The sequence below is a fragment of the Streptomyces sp. NPDC007983 genome, assembly GCF_042958345.1.
In the GTDB taxonomy this organism is placed as follows: Bacteria; Actinomycetota; Actinomycetes; order Streptomycetales; family Streptomycetaceae; genus Streptomyces.
In genome coordinates this window covers 96892-113180 of record NZ_JBIBJI010000015.1, presented here as the reverse complement: position 1 = coordinate 113180, position 16289 = coordinate 96892, and the positions used below count along the sequence as shown (strand labels likewise).

The window sequence follows — 16289 nt, the reverse complement described above, 5'->3', positions numbered from 1 at the left end:
ATCCCCGGCCATCGGTGCTCGCCGCGCCAAGCCCGTACTCGTCCGAGTCTCCTGGCCCGCTTCTGTGGTCACCGCGTCGGCTCCCCCGCCGAAGCATCAGCTCTTGGACGAGGAAGGCGACATGACGACCACCGCATCCGAGCCCGCTTCCACCGAGGAAGCACCGTTCTTCCCCGCCCCCCGCACCTGTCCGTTCAGCGCGCCACCGCGGCACGCCGATTTCCGGGAAGCCGGCGGTCTGCACAAAGTCACCATCTGGGACGGCTCCAGGCATTGGCTGGCCACCCGGCACGCGGACATCCGCGCTGTCCTCTCCAGCCCGTCCTTCAGCGCCGACGTGCGCCATCCCGGCTTCCCGCTGGTCCACTCCAACCAGCCCGAACACGAGGGCGGTCTGTTCCTGCGCCTGGACGACCCCGAGCACGTCCGCCTCCGGCAGATGCTCACCAAGGAGTTCAGCGTCAAGCGCACCCGGGCGTTGCGCGAGAAGCTGCTGGAGATCACGGACGAGCTGATCGACGCCATGCTCGCCAAGGGCGGACAGGCGGACTTCGTCCGGGACTTCGCGCTTCCCCTGCCCTCCCGGGCCATCTGCCTCATCCTCGGCGTCCCCTACGAGGACCACGAACTCTTCGAGCGCCACGCCAACGCCGGCACCGACCTGGACGTCAGCCACGAGGAGCGCGCACGGACGCAGCGGGAGGCGTTCGAGTACTACGCGGCCCTCGTCGCGCGCAAACGGCGTGAACCCGCGGACGACATGATCAGTCGGCTGCTGGCCGACCACACCGGCCCGGACGGGTTCACACCGGAGATGCTGCCCGTTCTGGTCGGGATCCTGGTCGGCGCCGGGCACGAGACCACCGCCAACATGCTGGGTCTGGGGACGGTCGCGCTCCTGCTCAACCCCGGCCAGCGCGACCGGCTGCGGGCCCATCCCGAGCTGGCTCCCAGTGCCGCGGAGGAGATGCTCCGCTACTGGAGCATCGTCTCCACCGATCCACGACGCGTGGCCCTCGAAGACGTCGAGGTGGGCGGGCAGCTCGTCCGTAAGGGCGAAGGGGTCATCGTCTCCCTCATCGCCGGAAACCGGGACCCGCGTGCCTTCGGCGCCGACGAGGGCGAGTGCCCCGCGGACACGCTCGACATCGGCCGCCGCGCCCGCCACCACGTGGCGTTCGGTTTCGGCACCCACCAGTGCCTGGGCCAGAACCTGGCGCGGGTGGAGATGCAGGTCGCCTGGCCACGGCTCTTCGAACGCATCCCCGGCCTGCGGCTCGCCGTCGCCGAGGACGAGCTGCCGTTCAAGAAGAACTCCATCGTCTACGGCCTCACGTCCCTCCCGGTCACCTGGTGAGCGGCACACCGGAGAACCAGTCGTTCGAGGTCGGCGGGCACGCCGACGGCCACGGCACCCGTCTGCCGGGCAAAACCGTGCTGGTGACCGGCGCCGGAAGCTCGGGCGACTTCCTGGGCACCGGAGCGGCCACGGCGATCCTGATGGCCGCCCAGGGTGCCACCGTCGGCATCCTCGACATCAGCGGTGAGCGCGCGGAGCACACCGTGAGGCGCATCGAGGAGAGCGGCGGCCGGGCGATCGCCCTCACCGCGGACATCACCGATGAGGAAGCAGCACGGGCCGCGGTGGACGACTTCGCGGACCGGGCCGGACGCCTGGACGCGCTCGTCAACAACGCGGGCATCAGCGGCGAGGGCGGTATCGCGGCCACCACACGCGCGGGCTGGGACCGGGTTTTCGCCCTCAACGTCACCGCGGCCATGCAGGTGGCCCGCGCCGCACACCCCCACCTCGTGCGCGGCGGTGGGGGATCCGTGGTCAACGTCTCCTCCATCGCGGCCGTCCGCGGATTCGGCAGCGGCGCGTACGGGGCCAGCAAGGGCGCGCTCCAGTCGCTGACCATCGATTTGGCCTACAGCTGGGGCCGGGACAACATCCGCGTCAACTGCCTCGTACCCGGCCACCTGCACACCCCCATCGGCGACCACGGCGGCGAAGAGGGCCGCCGGATGCGCCGCGCCGCCAACCTGCTCGGTGTCGAGGGCACGGCCTGGGATCTCGCCTGGGCGGTCCTCTTCCTCGCCGGTGCGGAATCACGCTGGATCACCGGCGCGGTGATACCGGTGGACGCGGGCACCACCGCGGTCACCGCACTGGCCATGCTGCCGCACCTCGCCGAACCCCGACAGGGCACCGGGAATCCGCACGGCCCCCCGGGTACCGCAGAATGAGATCCATGAACGAGGACACCGCGGCCGACACCACCCGCAGGCGCAATCCCCGCGGCCAGGGGGACCGGCTCCGCGCGGACATTCTGGCTGCCGTGGCGCGGCTCCTCGACCAGAAGCTCACCGACAACCACCTCCCGGTGTCTCTCCGGGAGGTGGCACGCGAAGTCGGCATCGCCGCTCAGAGCATGTATCTGCACTTCGCCGACAAGGACCAACTCGCCCGCGCCGTTGCCGAGGACGGCTACCAGCGTGTCGTCGCGGCCATGCGCGACGCCGACACCGAGGCCGCTGCCCTCGGAGCCGACGTCGGCGAACGCCTCCGCGCCCAGGCGAACGCCTTCTGCACCTTCGCCCGCACCGAGCGCGGCGTCATCCGCCTCATGTTCGGCCACAACTCCTCAAGCTTCGGCGAGCCCGACCAGACCCACCCGGCCCGCCTGCTGTGGCAGCAGTGGCTGGACGCCATCCACACCTGCGAAAATGCGGGGCTGGACTGGCCGGACGGCGCCGAACAGACCGCGATACACCTGTGGTCCGCCCTCTTCGGCCGCTTCGCCCTGTGGACCTCCACGTTCGAGCGGCACGATGCGCGGGACCTCACCGTCTTCGTCGACCGCATCGTCGACACGCTCCTGCGCGACGCACGCCGGTGACCGCTGTCGGCAGACCCGCACCGTGGAGCTTCGCACCGGCCCCGCGAGTCAGGGCCCGCCGTCGACGAACAGCAGCCTGCGGTTGAGGGCGTCCTTGCGGATCTCCAGCGCCTCGGCGTACTCAGGCCACTCGTACCAACGGCTGACGCCCCCGTGCGAGGTAGCGGCCGCCGTAGCGGGCGATCGACGCGGCCGCCAGCTCGCGGTAGGTGTCGGCTCGCGGCTCATCGACCACCTCGACCTCGGAGATTACGTACGCCGGCATGCTCTGCATCAGCTCCTTCGGGCTTCGGTGACGAACTCGGCCCAGGCGGCGGCCGGGACGACGAGGGCGGGGCCGGTCTTGTCCTTGGAGTCGCGGATACCGACCTCGGCGGTGTGGGTGAGGTGGGCGATCTCCACGCATACGGTTCCCTCGTTCTGGCTGTAGGAGGACTTGATCCAGCAGCTCTCTGGGGCGATATCGCGTGCCAGGCGGGTCATCTCAAACCTCTCGGGCTAGTCGTTGCAGGAATGCCGGTGTCTCGGATGGGGCGAGGGCGCCCGCCCGCAGAGCGTCGAACCTGCGGGTGAAGGACCACACAGCCGTGTCCTTGTCATTGATCTCCGTCCCCTGGGCCGCATCGATTTGCACGATCGTCGGCAGCGGGACACCAAAGTCCAACAGGCTGAAGTTGGAGGCCGAGCGGTAGGTCGCGGTGGCCATCGGGAGGATCTGCACTGTCACGTTGTCGAGTTGGGCGAGCCGCTCGATCTCCTCGTACTGCTCACGCATCACGTCGGGACCACCGAGCACCCGGCGCAGCGCGGCTTCGTCCTGGACGACCCAAAGCTCCAGCGGGTCGCCCCTGCGGTGCAACGCCTTCTTGCGTTCCATACGGATCTGGGTGTTGCGCTCGACGAACTCAGTCGTGTACTCGTGCACGGGTTTGGCGGACAGGAACATCTCCCGGGCGTACCGCTCGGTCTGCAGCAGGCCGAAAACCACGTTCGGTTGCCAGGCGCGGCTACTGCGGGTGCCGGTCTCCAGGCCGACGTACAGCGCCATCCCGGACGGCATGACGTTGCGGTAGACGGACCACCAACCCCGGTTGCTCGACTCCCGGTGGACGTCGAGAAGGAATTCCACATCCTCCTCGTCGTCAACCCCATATCGGTCCAGCAGGATCCGGAGTTCCGCGGCTGTCTTGAGCCCGGTCAGGCCATTCTCCACTCGGTGGAGCTTCGAAGGGGAGAACGTCAACCCATCCACCGCCTCCGCCAGGGTGAATCCGGCTCTGTCCCTCAATTGTTTGAGTTCGTGGCCGAGTTGCATGCGACGGACAGTGGGTCCTGTTGGTGCTGCCACGAGTACGCCTCCCGGTGGGTTGAGTCTGCCATGTCGTGGTGCGAGTTCAGAGTCTGGCACCGGGAATCCGCCGTGTTCTGACAACAGCTCACTCGGTCATATATGCCATCTCAAGCGAGAATTTCAATCGCTCTTGCAGGACAACTCTCACAGCCTCGAAGCTGTTTCCGCCATCACGTCCCCCTTCCATGGAGCCGCCCCATGCCATCCCCACGCCCACGCCTCCTCCCCTGGCCCGCAGAGAACGGCAAGCCCTGCTACCTCGTCTCCGACGACTCCGGCGCGGGCTACATCTCACGGCTCGCCGACGAGATGGAGACGGTGCAGCTCCGCACCGGAGCCGAGCTGCTGGCGCACGCTCGCCCGCTCCTCCGGGACCGCAAGGCGCACGCCGGTGAGCTGCGCTTCGTGGGGCACCGGCTCGCCGAGGCGCTGCATGACGCGCTGCGGGTGGCCGAGAGCCGGGGCATGCGGCTGGAGGACCGGGAAGATCCGGCGCCGGAGCCGAGTTAGTAGAAGCATGAACAACGTGGAGGTCGTGGTCGTGGGCGCCGGGCAGGCGGGGCTGTCCAGCGTCTATCACCTGCGGCGGGCGGGGTACGAACCAGAGACCGGGTTCGTGGTGCTCGACCACTCCCCCGCCCCCGGCGGCGCGTGGCAGTTCCGGTGGCCGTCGCTGACGTACGGCAAGGTGCACGGGATGTACGACCTGCCCGGGATGCGGTTGACCAGCGACGATGCCGACCCCGAGCGGCCGTCGTCCGAGGTGATCCCGGCGTACTTCGCACGCTACGAGCGCGCCTTCGACCTGCGAGTTGTCCGCCCTGTCCACGTCACCGCCGTACGCGACACCGACGACGGCAGGCTGCTGGTCGAGACCTCGGCCGGGACGTGGTCCGCCCGCGCGCTGATCAACGCGACCGGCACCTGGGACCGCCCCTTCTGGCCGCGCTACCCGGGGCAGGAGACCTTCCGGGGGCGGCAGGTGCACACGGCCCAGTACCCGGGGCCGGAGGCGTTCGCCGGGCAGCGGGTGGTCGTGGTCGGGGGCGGGACGTCCGGGGTGCAGCATCTGCTGGAGATCGCCGACGTGGCGGCCGCGACCACCTGGGTCACCCGCCGCCCGCCGGTGTTCCGCAGCGGTCCGTTCGGCGAGGACCAGGGGCGGGCCGCGGTGTCGCTGGTGGAGGAGCGCGTACGGCGGGGGCTGCCTCCGCAGAGCGTGGTGTCGGTGACCGGGCTGCCCATGACGGAGGCGATGGAGCGGGCCCGCGCACGGGGCGTGCTGGACCGGCTGCCGATGTTCGACCGGATCACCCCGGACGGGGTGAGCTGGGCGGACGGTCGCACGGTGGCGGCGGACGTCATCCTCTGGGCCACCGGTTTCCGCGCCGCGATCGACCACCTGGCCCCGCTGCGGCTGCGCGAGCCGGGCGGCGGGATCGCCGTCGAGGGGACCAGGGCCGTCCGGGATCCGCGGGTGCACCTGGTCGGGTACGGGCCGTCGGCGAGCACGATCGGGGCGAACCGGGCGGGCCGGGCCGCCGTACGCGAGATCCGGGCGCTGCTGGACGCCGCCTCCGTCCCGGCTGCGGTCTGACGGGCGGGAACAGCCCGCGGCTCACGCGCCCGGCTTCGGCGCCAGCGTCGAGTCCCGTACGACCAGTTCCGGCTGGAGGACGATGCGCCGGTGGCGGTGGGCGTCGGCGTCCTCGCCCGTCTCCTCGATCAGCAGCTCCGCCGCCGTACGCCCCATCCGGAACGCGGGCTGGCGCACCGAGGTCAGCGGCACCGCCGCGGCCGCCGCGAACTCGATGTCGTCGTACCCCACCAGCGCCACCTCGCCCGGCACCGACACCCCGGCCGCGAAGAGCGCCTGGAGCACACCCAGCGCCAGCAGGTCGTTCGCACAGAACACCGCGGTCGGCCGGGGCGAGATGCCCAGCAGCCGCGCACCGGCGTCGCGGCCCGCCGCCACGTCCAGCCGCTCGGCCTCGATGTGCAGCAGCGCCTCCGGCGGCAGGCCCTCCTCGGCGAGCGCGGCGAGCGCCCCGGCGCGGCGGTCCTGGCACTGCGGCAGGTGCATCGGGCCGCTGACGTACACCAGCCCGCGGTGGCCCTGAGCGATCAGGTGGCGGGCGGCGAGCGCGCCGCCCTCGATGTCGTCGACGGAGACCGAACAGCCGTCGGCGCTGGGCACCTCGCGGTCGACGAGGACGAAGGGGATGTCGTGGCGGCGGAAGTTCTCCAGGTTGCCGCCGGTGGCGTCGGCGGGGGTCACCAGGACGCCGCGCACCCGGTGCTCGGCGAAGAGCCCCAGGTAGTCGGCCTCCTCGTCGGCGCTCTGCGCGCTGTTGCACACCATGACGCCGAGGCCCGCGTCCCGGGCGGCGCGCTCGGCGCCGCTGGCCACGTCCACGAAGAAGGGGTTCGCCATGTCCAGCACCAGCAGCGAGATGATCCGGCTGCGCCCGGCGCGCAGCTGGCGCGCGGATTCGCTGCGTACGTAACCCAGCCGCTCGATCGCGGCCTGCACCCGGTCGCGGGTGCCCTCGGCGACCATCTCCGGCCGGTTGATCACGTTCGAGACGGTGCCGACGGACACTCCCGCCTGCCGCGCGACGTCCTTGATCCCCACCATGCGTCCCACGACCTCGGCCTCCGCCTTTCCGCGGCCCACCTCGGCCGCGGGACCCATGCTATGGCGTGGGCGGCGGAGAATTCCTCCAGCCCCGCCGCGGGTGCGCCCCCGGCCATGGAGGCCAGAGGGTTACGGGCAGTTCTCGGTGGATCCGTCGGCGCTGACGCGCAGCGCGCCGCCGGAGGTGTTGGCGCTGCCGGTCAGGCAGTATCCGCCGACGTTCTGGAACATGAGGTCGGCGGGGCTGTCGTCGCCGCGCTGCGCGATGAAGTGGTCGAAGCGCAGATCTCCGCCGTTGTTGGCGATCACCGCCGGACGGCCGTCGTCCTTCGCGAACCGCACCGAACTGTCGGTGAAGGTGATGCGGTCGGTGTTGTGGAGGTACCAGCCGAAGGCGGGGCGGGTGCCGATGCTCTTCGGGTTGTAGTCCTTGGCGTCGTTGCCGGGTACGCCGGTGGACATGGTGCCGTTGCCGCCGGGCACGGTCAGGTCGACCCCGGTGAAGGTGACGTCGCTGATGTGGTTGCTTCCCGACTCGCCCCACAGCGTGGGGCTGAAGGAGGGGCTGTTGCCGGTGCCGGTGATGTTGTCGTAGGTGATGCCGCTGATGTGGCCGACGCCCGGGTTGTTTCCGCAGCGTTTTCTCGTCCCGATCTTCTGCATGATGGGCGAGTGGACGTTCTTCATGGTGATGTCGCGGTAGTGGACGTCGGAGATGTCGCCTCCGTCCATGGACACCATGCCGAGACCGGACTTGTCCGCGCCGTTGATGGTGATGCCCTGGAAGTCGTAGTCCGTGAAGTCGCCGCAGGTCTCGGAGCCGAACATCAGGGCGTTGCAGCACTTCGCGGAGAGCTTGCTGTCCCGCACCTTCACATGACCGTTGGGGAGCTTGGCGCCGAGGGCGTAGTCGCTCTTGAAGACGAGCGCGTCGTCGTTGGCCGCGATGTTCGCGTCCGTGATGGTGGCGTTGGTGGTGCTGATGACGTTCCATCCGTCGCGGTCGCTCGCGGTGTCGATCGTGAGGTGGTCGGATGTCACGCCGTCACAGCCGTTGGTGAGCGCCGCGAAGTGGCCGCCGCGGCGGAGGGTGATCCCGCTGAGGCTGAGCCCCTTGCAGCGGGTCAGTGAGATGATCTTGTCTGCCTCTCCGGAATCCGGGTTGCCGGTGATGAGGTTGCCGGCGCCGTCGATCGTGCCGGAGCCGGTGAAGCCGATGTTGGTGAGCTTGTCGCCGTAGAACATGGCGTTGTGGAAGTGGCTGTGCCCGTAGTCCTGGTAGTCGTCGTACGGGTTGGACTCGGGCTTGTCGTAGGTGTCCGCGCTGGACCCGAGGATGGTGGCGCCGGAGTCGAGCTGGAGGGTGACGTTGCTCTTCAGGTGCACGGTGTTCTTGGACTTGTACTGTCCGGAGGGGAACTCCACGATCCCGCCTCCGGCGGCGGCCGCCGCGTTGACGGCCTTCTCGATCGCGCCGGTGTCATTGGTGGACCCGTCGGCCTTCGCCCCGTAGTCCTTGACGTCGAAGGTGGCTGCGGGCTTGGCGAGGGGCGCGGCCAGGGTGGGCGCCTGGGCGGACCCGAAGACGATGGCGAGGATGAGCGCCGCTGACGCGGCGATTCTCTTCACTGTTCCTTCTCCTTCGCATATCGCTGGATGTTCACTTCACGGTGATCCGATGTATGCGCCGAAAGGTTCAGACCATCGTGGAATGTACTCAGCCCGTCGAAGGTGTCAATGGACGTCGCGAATCCGGACTTGGTCAGCCGCGCAGCCGGGTCAGGCTCGATCCTCGGACGACGAGTTCGGGTCGTAGGACGATCCGCCGGTGGCGATGGTCATCGGACCCCTCACCCGTCTCGTCGATCAGCAGCTCCGCCGCCGTACGCCCCATCCGGAACGCCGGCCGGCGTACGGACGTCAGCGGCACCGCAGCGGCCGCCGCGAACTCGATGTCGTCGTAACCCACCAGCGCCACCTCGCCCGGCACCGACACCCCCGCCGCGTACAGCGCCTGCAACACCCCCAGCGCCAGCAGGTCGTTCGCGCAGAACACCGCCGTGGGGCGCGGCGCCATGCCCAGCAGTCGCGCCCCCGCGTCCCGGCCGCCCGCCACGTCCAGCCGCTCCACCTCCACATGGCGCAGCGCGGTCTCGGCGACCCCCTCCTCGCGCAGGGCGTTCAGCGCGCCGGTGCGGCGGTCGCGGCACTGGGCGAGGTGCATCGGGCCGCTGACGTACGCCAGCGCGCGATGGCCCTGGCCGAGGAGGTGGCGGGCGGCGAGCGCGCCGCCCTCGATGTCGTCGACCGACACCGAACAGCCCTCGGCGGCGGGCACTTCGCGGTCGACGAAGACGAACGGAATGCCGTGCCGCCGGAACGACGCCAGGTTGCGGCCGGTGGCGTCGGCGGGGGTGACGAGGACGCCGCGCACCCGCTGCTCGGTGAAGAGCGAGAGGTAGTCGGCCTCTTCCTCGGCGCTCTGCGCGCTGTTGCACACCATCACCCCGAGGCCCGCCTCGCGCGCCGCGCGCTCGGCGCCGCCCGCCACGTCCACGAAGAAGGGGTTCGCCATGTCGAGCACCAGCAACCCCACGATGCGGCTGTGGCCCGCGCGCAGCTGACGCGCCGACTCGCTGCGTACGTACCCCAGCCGCTCGATGGTGGACAGCACCCGGGCCCGGGTCTCCTCGGACACCGAATCCGGGCGGTTGATGACGTTGGAGACCGTGCCGACCGACACCCCGGCCTCCTTCGCCACCTCCTTGATGCCTACCGCATGGGCTCGCAACCCCCTACCCCGGCAGTCGGAAGTCGATGACGCGGAGGGCGGAGGGCGTGGTGCCGCTCGACTTCCGCTGGTACATGAACGACAGCACGCCGTCCTGGGCGAGGCGGGTGTCGTCCACGACGACCTCGCCGAAGGCGTTCAGCCCGCTGCCGTCGAAGAGCGTCTTCCAGTCGGTGTACCCCGAGGCGCTGGACGCGGCGACGATGCGGCCGTAGGGCATGACGGCGTAGGCGTTGTCGTACTTGTCGAAGGCCAGGTGGGTGCGCTGGCTGGAGTTGAGCGCCACCGGGATCTCGGTCTTCTTCCAGGCGCCCGCGGCGTCCTTGAAGAGGTGGAAGGCGCGGCCGTTCGTGGTCCGGTCGGCCACGTAGTCGGTGGTGCACTGGCCGAAGCGGCCGGGGACGTAGCTGATGACGGCGTGCGGGCGCCCGGCGGAGTCGGTGGCCTGGCTCTCCTGGTTCATCAGCGAGTGGTCGGGGTTGAGGGGATCGACGACCGTGCCGGTGTCGTTCACGGTCACCTGGTCGGCGCCGCCGGTGGTGCCGACCACGGTGCCCGCCGCGTTGCGCCAGGTGCGGCCGCGGTCGGTGCTGTAGACGTAGCCGGTGTCGTGGTTGGTGAGGCCACCGGCATTGCACATCACCGCGTTGTTCTGCTCGCGCCAGGTGTAGAAGGCGTGCAGTCGGCCGTCGGCGCCGTAGTCGATGCCGTGCAGATACATGTTGCGGGCGGTGCTGGAGCCGTGCTCGCTGGTGTACGTGCCCGTGGACGCGGACCATTCGCCGAGCGCGGTCCACTTGGTGCCGTCGTACTCGGCCAGCGCGTTGCGGCCGTTCCCGGACACCCCGACCCGGTAGCTGAGCTGGAGGCGGCCCTCGGGGGTGGCCACGAACTGCGGATACGTGAACCGGGAGGTGAGCGCGAGCCCGTCCAGGGTGGTCTGCACGGCGCCGAACTGGGCGCTGTTCCACGCGTGTCCGGCGGGGTCGTCCAGCAGCCCGGCCACCGACTTCACGTAGAAGAAGCCGCTGCTGTGCGAGTCCATGTTGAGGTGCAGCCGGCCGTCGACGCGCGAGATCCCCATGGAGATCACGTTGTGGGAGTCGTCGGCGGTGAGCTGGTGCGCCAGCCGGACGGTCTGCCAGTCCGCCCGGCCCAGCGCGCGGCGGCCGATGACGGCGGTGCGGTCGGCGGTGTACCAGACGGCGTACTGATAGCCCTTGTAGGTGAGCAGCCCGTTCTTCTGGAACGCGTTGTTGTTGACCAGGCCGTTGTACGACTCGAAGTAGATGGCCTTCGGGTCGAGCTGGGTGTCGGCGACCTTGCTGACGGCCGGGCCGGGGGCGCTCGGGGCAGCGGCGGCCGCGTTTCCGGCCGGGGTGGCGGCGGTGAGGAGGGCAGTGGCCAGCACGGCTACGGCCAGGGGTCTCATATCCGTAGGTCTCCGTGTCCTTAAGCGAGGTGGAACACTTCGGTGAGCGGTGTCATGGCCTCATCCGGCTTGGCGCCGTCCAAGGCTTCAAAGCCCCCCTCATTCTCAAAAAATGGCGCCATCTCGGCCTGCCACCGTGCGTTGACCTCGGTGGCGGCCATCGCGGCCTGCGCCGCCGCGAAGTCCTCGGTCTCCAGATAGCCGACCAGCAGCCCGTCCTCCCGCAGGAAGAGCGAGTAGTTGTGCCACCCGGCCTCGGAAAGCGCCTCCAGCATCTCCGGCCACACGGCCTCGTGCCGTTGGCGGTACTCGGCCAGCCGCTCCTGGCGGACCTTCAGCAGAAAACACACACGCCGCATCGCCGACCGCCTCAGAAGTGGAACTTGTCGATGTTGGACTTGTCGAAGACGGTGGGCGGGCCGAGGATGACCTCGCCCTGCTTGCCGATCGTGTACTCACCGAGCTTCCCGGCCTTGAACTTCTCCCCCTCGGCCCCGGTGATCTGCCCGGAGGCGAGCGCCGCGGCGGCGTACGAGCCCAGGTACCCCAGCTTCTTGGGGTCCCACAGCGCGAACTGCTCGACGGTGCCGTCCTTGACGTACTTGCGCATCTGGTTGGGCGTGCCGAGGCCGTTCAGCACGACCTTGCCCTTGTACGAGGAGTCGCTGATGTAGCGGGCGGCCGCGGCGATGCCGACCGTGGTGGGCGAGATGATGCCCTTGAGCTTGGGGTACGCCTTCAGCAGGCCCTGGGTCTCCTGGAACGACTTCTGGTCGTCGTCGTCCCCGTACACCGTCTTGACCAGCTTCATGTTCTTGTAGGCGGGCTTCTTCAGCTCGTCCTTCATGAAGCCGATCCAGGTGTTCTGGTTGGTCGCGTTCTGGGTGGCCGAGAGAATCGCGATCTCGCCCTTGTAGTCGAGCTGCTTCGCCAGGTGCTTCACCTGGCTGCGGCCGATTTCCTCCGAACTGGCCTGGTTGATGAACACCTGGCGGCACGCCGGGGCGGTGTCCGAGTCGTACGCGACGACCTTGATGTTCTTCTTCATGGCCTGCTTGAGCGGGCCGCACACCGCGTTGGGGTCGTTGGCGGCGATGAGGATGGCGTCCTGCCGCTGCTGGACCAGGGTGTTGATGTACGACACCTGGGAGGAGGCGCTGGCGTCGGACGGGCCGACCTCCTTGCCCTTGCCGCCGAACTCCCGGGCGGCGCCGATCCCCGAGGTGTCCAGGATCTTCAGGTACGGGTTGTTGATCTGCTTGGGCAGGAAGGCGAGCTTCAGCCCCTTCTTCAGCGGCGCGTCGGGGTCCGCCTTGGCATCGCTCTTGGCGGGACCGCTGTTGTCGGTGTCCTTCTTGGTGGTGCCGCCGCAGCCGGCGAGGGTGACGGCGAGGGCGCAGACCGCGACGGCGGTGGCGGCGGCGCGGCGCCTTGGAATATGGCTGCGGCGCGCAGCGCCTCGTTTGAGGGTGGTGGCGGGTGACGGGAGGGCGGAGCGCTGGATCATGGGTGACCTTTCAGGCTGTATCTGTGTCAACTCGTCGTGGCGGCGCGCCGATGGCGCCAGGCGCTCACGGTGGTGATCATGCGGGGCGTGAGGACGGACGCCACCAGCAGCAGCCCGGTGACGATCACCTGGACCTCGTTGGCCACGTCGTTGAGGGTCAGCAGGTTCTTCAGGACGCCGATGAGCAGCACCCCGGCGACCGCGCCGAACAGGGTGCCCTTGCCGCCGTCGAAGTCCACGCCGCCCAGCAGGACGGCGGCGATGACCAGCATTTCGAAGCCCTGCCCGTTGTCGGCGCGGGCGCTCCCGTACCGCAGGGTGAACACCACCCCGGCGAAGGCCGAGACCAGCCCCGCCACCACGAACAGCAGCAGCTTGACCCGCTTGACGCGGATGCCCGCGAAGTACGCGGCGTCCTCCTGGGCGCCGATGGCGAACAGCGACCGGCCGAGCCTCGTGGAGTGCAGCACCACGGCGGCGACGACGGCCAGCACGATGAACAGCGCCACCGGATAGGTGAGGAAGGTCCCGGGCACGGTGGTGGTGTCGACCGCCCACTTCGCGTACGTCTCGGGGAAGTCGGTGATGGCGTTCGAGCCGAGTACCACCGAGGCCAGCCCCCGGTACAGCGCGAGCGTGCCGATGGTGACGGCGAGCGACGGCAGCCCGACCCGGGTGACGAGCCAGCCGTTGAGCAGCCCGCCCGCCACGCCGACCAGCAGCACGACCGGCACGATGGTCTCGAACGCCCAGCCCTGGTCCCACAGTTCACCGGCCAGCGCGCTGGACAGCCCCAGCATCGAGGCCACCGACAGATCGACCTGCCCGGCCACCACCAGCAGCGTCATCGGCAGCGCCATCAGCGCGACCTCGGCGATGTCGTTGAAGGCGAAGGCGAGGTTGTCGCGGCTCGCGAAGCCGTCCGTCGTAGCGAGCCCGGTGACGAAGACGACCACCAGCAGCACCCCGACGGCGGTGTCCCACCTCGGCTTCATCGCGCGCTCCTCTTCCTCAGCGCACGGGTCATGCGCACGTTCACGATCCGGTCCACGCTGATGGCGGCCAGCAGCAGCGCGCCCGCGATGGCGTCCGCCCAGAAGGAGTCGACCTTCAGCACGGCCAGCGCGCTGCCGATGGTGGTGAGCAGCAGCGCCCCCAGTGCCGCGCCCCACACGGTGCCGGTGCCGCCGACGATGGCGACGCCGCCGACCACGACCGCGCTGACCACGGTCAGCTCCCAGCCGTGCGCGTTGTCCGCGACGACGGTCCCGAAGCGGGCCAGCCACAGGGCGCCCGCGAAGCCCGAGACGGCGCCGGAGAAGAGGTACGCGCCGAGCACCCGGCGCCGGATGGGCACCCCGGCGAGCCGGGCGGCCTCGGGGCTGGAGCCGATGGCGTACAGCTCCCGGCCGCTGCGGTACGTCCGCAGGAAGTACGCGGTCCCGGCGAGCGCCACGAAGGAGATCAGCGGCAGATAGGGCAGCCCCAGCACGCTGCCGCTGCCCAGGTCCAGCACGGACTGCGGCACGTCGGCGGCGTTGATCTGCTCGCCCTGCGCCCACCAGTAGTCCAGGCCCTGGATGATGTAGAGCATCCCGAGCGTGACCACCAGCGCGGGCACCTTGCCGAAGCTGACGAGCGATCCGCTGACCAGGCCGCAGACCGCGCCGACGACGACGCCGAGCAGCAGCACCGTCAGCACGCCGTGGTCCGTGCCGGAGACGAACTTCCCGCAGGCGAAGGCGGACAGGCCCACCACGGAGCCCACCGACAGGTCGATGTTGCGGGTGATGACCACGACGGACTGCCCGACCGCGAGCAGCACCAGGATCGCGGCGTTCAGCAGCAGGTCCTTGATGCCCTGGTCGTTCAGGAAGCGGGGCTCGGCGACCCAGGTGAACAGCACCAGCAGCACCAGCGCGCCCGCGATGCTGATCTCCCGCGCCCGGAAGACGGCGTCGACGAGCGAGCGAGCCGAGCGGTCCGCATCCGCCGCCGGTGCGGGTTTGTCGACCGTGACCGTCATGCAGCCCTCCCGTTCAGTCCCGTCGCGGCGGCCATCACCGACTCCTCGGTGGCCTCGGCGCGCGGGATCTCGGCCACCATGCGGCCCTCGTGCATCACCAGCACCCGGTCGGCCATGCCGAGCACCTCGGGCAGATCGGAGGAGATCATCAGCACCGCGAGCCCGTCGGCGGCCAGCGACGACAGCAGCCGGTGCACCTCGGCCTTCGTCCCGACGTCGATGCCGCGCGTCGGCTCGTCCACGATGAGCACCGCCGGGTCGGTGGCCAGCCACTTCGCCAGCACCACCTTCTGCTGGTTGCCGCCGGACAGCACCGCGACGTGGTCGCCGAGGCTGCCGTACTTCAGCTGCAGCCGTACCGCCCAGTCCGACGCCCGCCCGCGCTCCAGCGCGCGCTTGACCATCCCCGCGCGGCCCAGCCTGTCCAGGCCGGTCAGCCCGATGTTGCGTTCGATGGACATCTCCATGACCAGGCCGCGCTGGCGCCGGTCCTCGGGCACGAGCGCGAGCCCGGCGTCCATCGCGGCGGTCGGCGAGCCGGGCCGCAGCACCGTGCCGCCCACCCGCACCTCGCCCGCGTCCGCCCGGTCCACGCCGAAGACGGCCTGCGCGACCTCGCTGCGCCCGGCGCCGACCAGCCCCGCGAGCGCGACGATCTCCCCGCGCCGCACGTCGAACGACACGTCCCGGAAGACGCCCTCCCGGGTCAGCCTGCGCACCGACAGCGCCGTCTCGCCGACCCGCGTCCGCTGCTTGGGATACAGCTCCTCCAGGTCCCGGCCGACCATGCGGCGTACGAGGTCGTCCTGCGTCAGCCCGTCCAGCGGCTCGGACGCCACCCAGCGCCCGTCCCGCAGCGTGGTGACCCGCTGGCACAGCTCGAAGATCTCCTCCAGCCGGTGCGAGATGAACAGCACCGCCGCGCCCTCCGCGCGCAGCGCCTCGACGACCGCGAAGAGCCGGGCGGTCTCGCTGCCGGTCAGTGCCGCCGTCGGCTCGTCCATGATCAGTACGCGGGCGTCGAAGGAGAGCGCCTTGGCGATCTCGACGATCTGCTGGTCGGCGATGGACAGCCCGCGCGCGGGCCGGTCCGGGTCGAGGTCGACACCGAGGCGCGCCATCAGACCGGCGGTCGAGGCGCGCACCGCCTTGTGGTCGATCCGGCCGAACGCCCGCCGGGGCTGGCGGCCCATGAAGATGTTCTCGGCGATCGACAGATCGGGGAAGAGCGTCGGCTCCTGGTAGATCACGGCGATGCCCACGTCGCGGGCGTCGGCGGGACCGTGGAAGACCACCGGCCGCCCGTCCAGCAGCACCTCGCCGGAGTCCGGCCGGTGCACCCCGGCCAGCGCCTTGATGAGCGTCGACTTGCCCGCGCCGTTCTCCCCGGCCAGGGCGTGCGCCTCACCGGCGAAGAGCTCCAGCGAGACGTTCCGAAGGGCCCGTACGGCGCCGAAGGACTTGTTCACCCCCTTGAGGGCGAGGACCGGAACAGACTGACTCACGGAGTCTCCTGAAGCACGCGAATGAAATGTTTCAATCTGGATTCCGGGAAGCTAGCTCCGAGCCATGCACCCGTCAAGGGGGTGCGCGGCAGGTAAATCCCGTACCTGCGCGACCACTTGACGCACCCCGGCCATC

General features: G+C 70.0%; 17 protein-coding genes. 5 read left to right on the top strand and 12 right to left on the bottom strand.

Annotation, left to right across the window (positions count from 1 at the left end; genetic code table 11):
• The first annotated feature begins 121 nt into the window (after nt 1–121).
• Genes ACFZCY_RS33950 through ACFZCY_RS33940 form a run of 3 tightly spaced genes read left to right on the top strand, consistent with a single transcriptional unit; the run spans nt 122 to nt 2903 of the window.
• Complete coding sequence (locus ACFZCY_RS33950) at nt 122–1357, top strand: cytochrome P450 (RefSeq protein ID WP_391182018.1); 1236 nt, start codon at nt 122–124, stop codon at nt 1355–1357.
• Nucleotides 1354–2250 (top strand): SDR family oxidoreductase, encoded by an 897-nt coding sequence (locus tag ACFZCY_RS33945; protein ID WP_391182015.1) that lies wholly within the window; start codon nt 1354–1356, stop codon nt 2248–2250. Before ACFZCY_RS33950 ends, ACFZCY_RS33945 begins: the two co-directional genes overlap by 4 nt.
• 5 nt (nt 2251–2255) lie before the next feature.
• A complete protein-coding gene (locus ACFZCY_RS33940; RefSeq protein WP_391182012.1) occupies nt 2256–2903 on the top strand; it encodes a WHG domain-containing protein in 648 nt (215 codons plus the stop codon).
• Nucleotides 2904–3024: 121 nt separating this feature from the next.
• Here ACFZCY_RS33940 and ACFZCY_RS33935 read toward each other — a convergent pair whose 3' ends face one another.
• From ACFZCY_RS33935 to ACFZCY_RS33925, 3 genes are read right to left on the bottom strand one after another with little or no spacing between them, the layout of a single operon-like run.
• The gene (locus tag ACFZCY_RS33935; RefSeq protein ID WP_391182009.1) at nt 3025–3168 is read right to left on the bottom strand and encodes a DUF1330 domain-containing protein; all 144 of its coding nucleotides are present in this window, start codon (nt 3166–3168) and stop codon (nt 3025–3027) included.
• Nucleotides 3169–3176: 8 nt separating this feature from the next.
• Complete coding sequence (locus ACFZCY_RS33930) at nt 3177–3386, bottom strand: DUF397 domain-containing protein (RefSeq protein ID WP_391182007.1); 210 nt, start codon at nt 3384–3386, stop codon at nt 3177–3179.
• A gap of 1 nt (nt 3387) precedes the next feature.
• Nucleotides 3388–4218, bottom strand: a complete 831-nt coding sequence (locus ACFZCY_RS33925) for a Scr1 family TA system antitoxin-like transcriptional regulator (RefSeq protein WP_391182005.1) — start codon at nt 4216–4218, stop codon at nt 3388–3390.
• A 234-nt stretch (nt 4219–4452) separates the two neighbouring features.
• Between ACFZCY_RS33925 and ACFZCY_RS33920 the strand changes: the two genes are divergently transcribed.
• Together ACFZCY_RS33920 and ACFZCY_RS33915 are read left to right on the top strand one after the other, a co-directional pair.
• Nucleotides 4453–4764 (top strand): hypothetical protein, encoded by a 312-nt coding sequence (locus ACFZCY_RS33920; RefSeq protein WP_391182002.1) that lies wholly within the window; start codon nt 4453–4455, stop codon nt 4762–4764.
• 7 nt (nt 4765–4771) lie between these two features.
• Nucleotides 4772–5851, top strand: a complete 1080-nt coding sequence (locus ACFZCY_RS33915; RefSeq protein ID WP_391182000.1) for an NAD(P)-binding domain-containing protein — start codon at nt 4772–4774, stop codon at nt 5849–5851.
• A gap of 21 nt (nt 5852–5872) precedes the next feature.
• Here ACFZCY_RS33915 and ACFZCY_RS33910 read toward each other — a convergent pair whose 3' ends face one another.
• The 9 genes from ACFZCY_RS33910 to ACFZCY_RS33870 all read right to left on the bottom strand — a co-directional run bounded on the left by ACFZCY_RS33910 (nt 5873) and on the right by ACFZCY_RS33870 (nt 16153).
• Nucleotides 5873–6892 (bottom strand): substrate-binding domain-containing protein, encoded by a 1020-nt coding sequence (locus ACFZCY_RS33910; protein WP_391182278.1) that lies wholly within the window; start codon nt 6890–6892, stop codon nt 5873–5875.
• 129 nt (nt 6893–7021) lie between these two features.
• A complete protein-coding gene (locus ACFZCY_RS33905) occupies nt 7022–8521 on the bottom strand; it encodes a glycosyl hydrolase family 28 protein (protein WP_391181998.1) in 1500 nt (499 codons plus the stop codon).
• 133 nt (nt 8522–8654) lie between these two features.
• A complete protein-coding gene (locus tag ACFZCY_RS33900; RefSeq protein WP_391181995.1) occupies nt 8655–9683 on the bottom strand; it encodes a substrate-binding domain-containing protein in 1029 nt (342 codons plus the stop codon).
• Between the two features lie 4 nt (nt 9684–9687).
• The gene (locus ACFZCY_RS33895; protein ID WP_391181992.1) at nt 9688–11115 is read right to left on the bottom strand and encodes a BNR-4 repeat-containing protein; all 1428 of its coding nucleotides are present in this window, start codon (nt 11113–11115) and stop codon (nt 9688–9690) included.
• Nucleotides 11116–11135: 20 nt separating this feature from the next.
• Nucleotides 11136–11474: an L-rhamnose mutarotase gene (locus ACFZCY_RS33890; protein WP_391181989.1), complete on the bottom strand. Its 339-nt coding sequence runs from the start codon at nt 11472–11474 to the stop codon at nt 11136–11138.
• A gap of 11 nt (nt 11475–11485) precedes the next feature.
• On the bottom strand, nt 11486–12622 hold the full coding sequence (rhaS, locus tag ACFZCY_RS33885; RefSeq protein WP_391181986.1) for a rhamnose ABC transporter substrate-binding protein: 1137 nt from the start codon (nt 12620–12622) through the stop codon (nt 11486–11488).
• A gap of 26 nt (nt 12623–12648) precedes the next feature.
• Complete coding sequence (locus tag ACFZCY_RS33880) at nt 12649–13617, bottom strand: ABC transporter permease (protein ID WP_391181982.1); 969 nt, start codon at nt 13615–13617, stop codon at nt 12649–12651.
• The gene (locus ACFZCY_RS33875; protein ID WP_391181979.1) at nt 13614–14648 is read right to left on the bottom strand and encodes an ABC transporter permease; all 1035 of its coding nucleotides are present in this window, start codon (nt 14646–14648) and stop codon (nt 13614–13616) included. The genes ACFZCY_RS33880 and ACFZCY_RS33875 overlap by 4 nt, the downstream gene beginning before the upstream one ends.
• A complete protein-coding gene (locus tag ACFZCY_RS33870; RefSeq protein ID WP_391181976.1) occupies nt 14645–16153 on the bottom strand; it encodes an ATP-binding cassette domain-containing protein in 1509 nt (502 codons plus the stop codon). Before ACFZCY_RS33870 ends, ACFZCY_RS33875 begins: the two co-directional genes overlap by 4 nt.
• Nucleotides 16154–16289 lie beyond the last annotated feature (136 nt).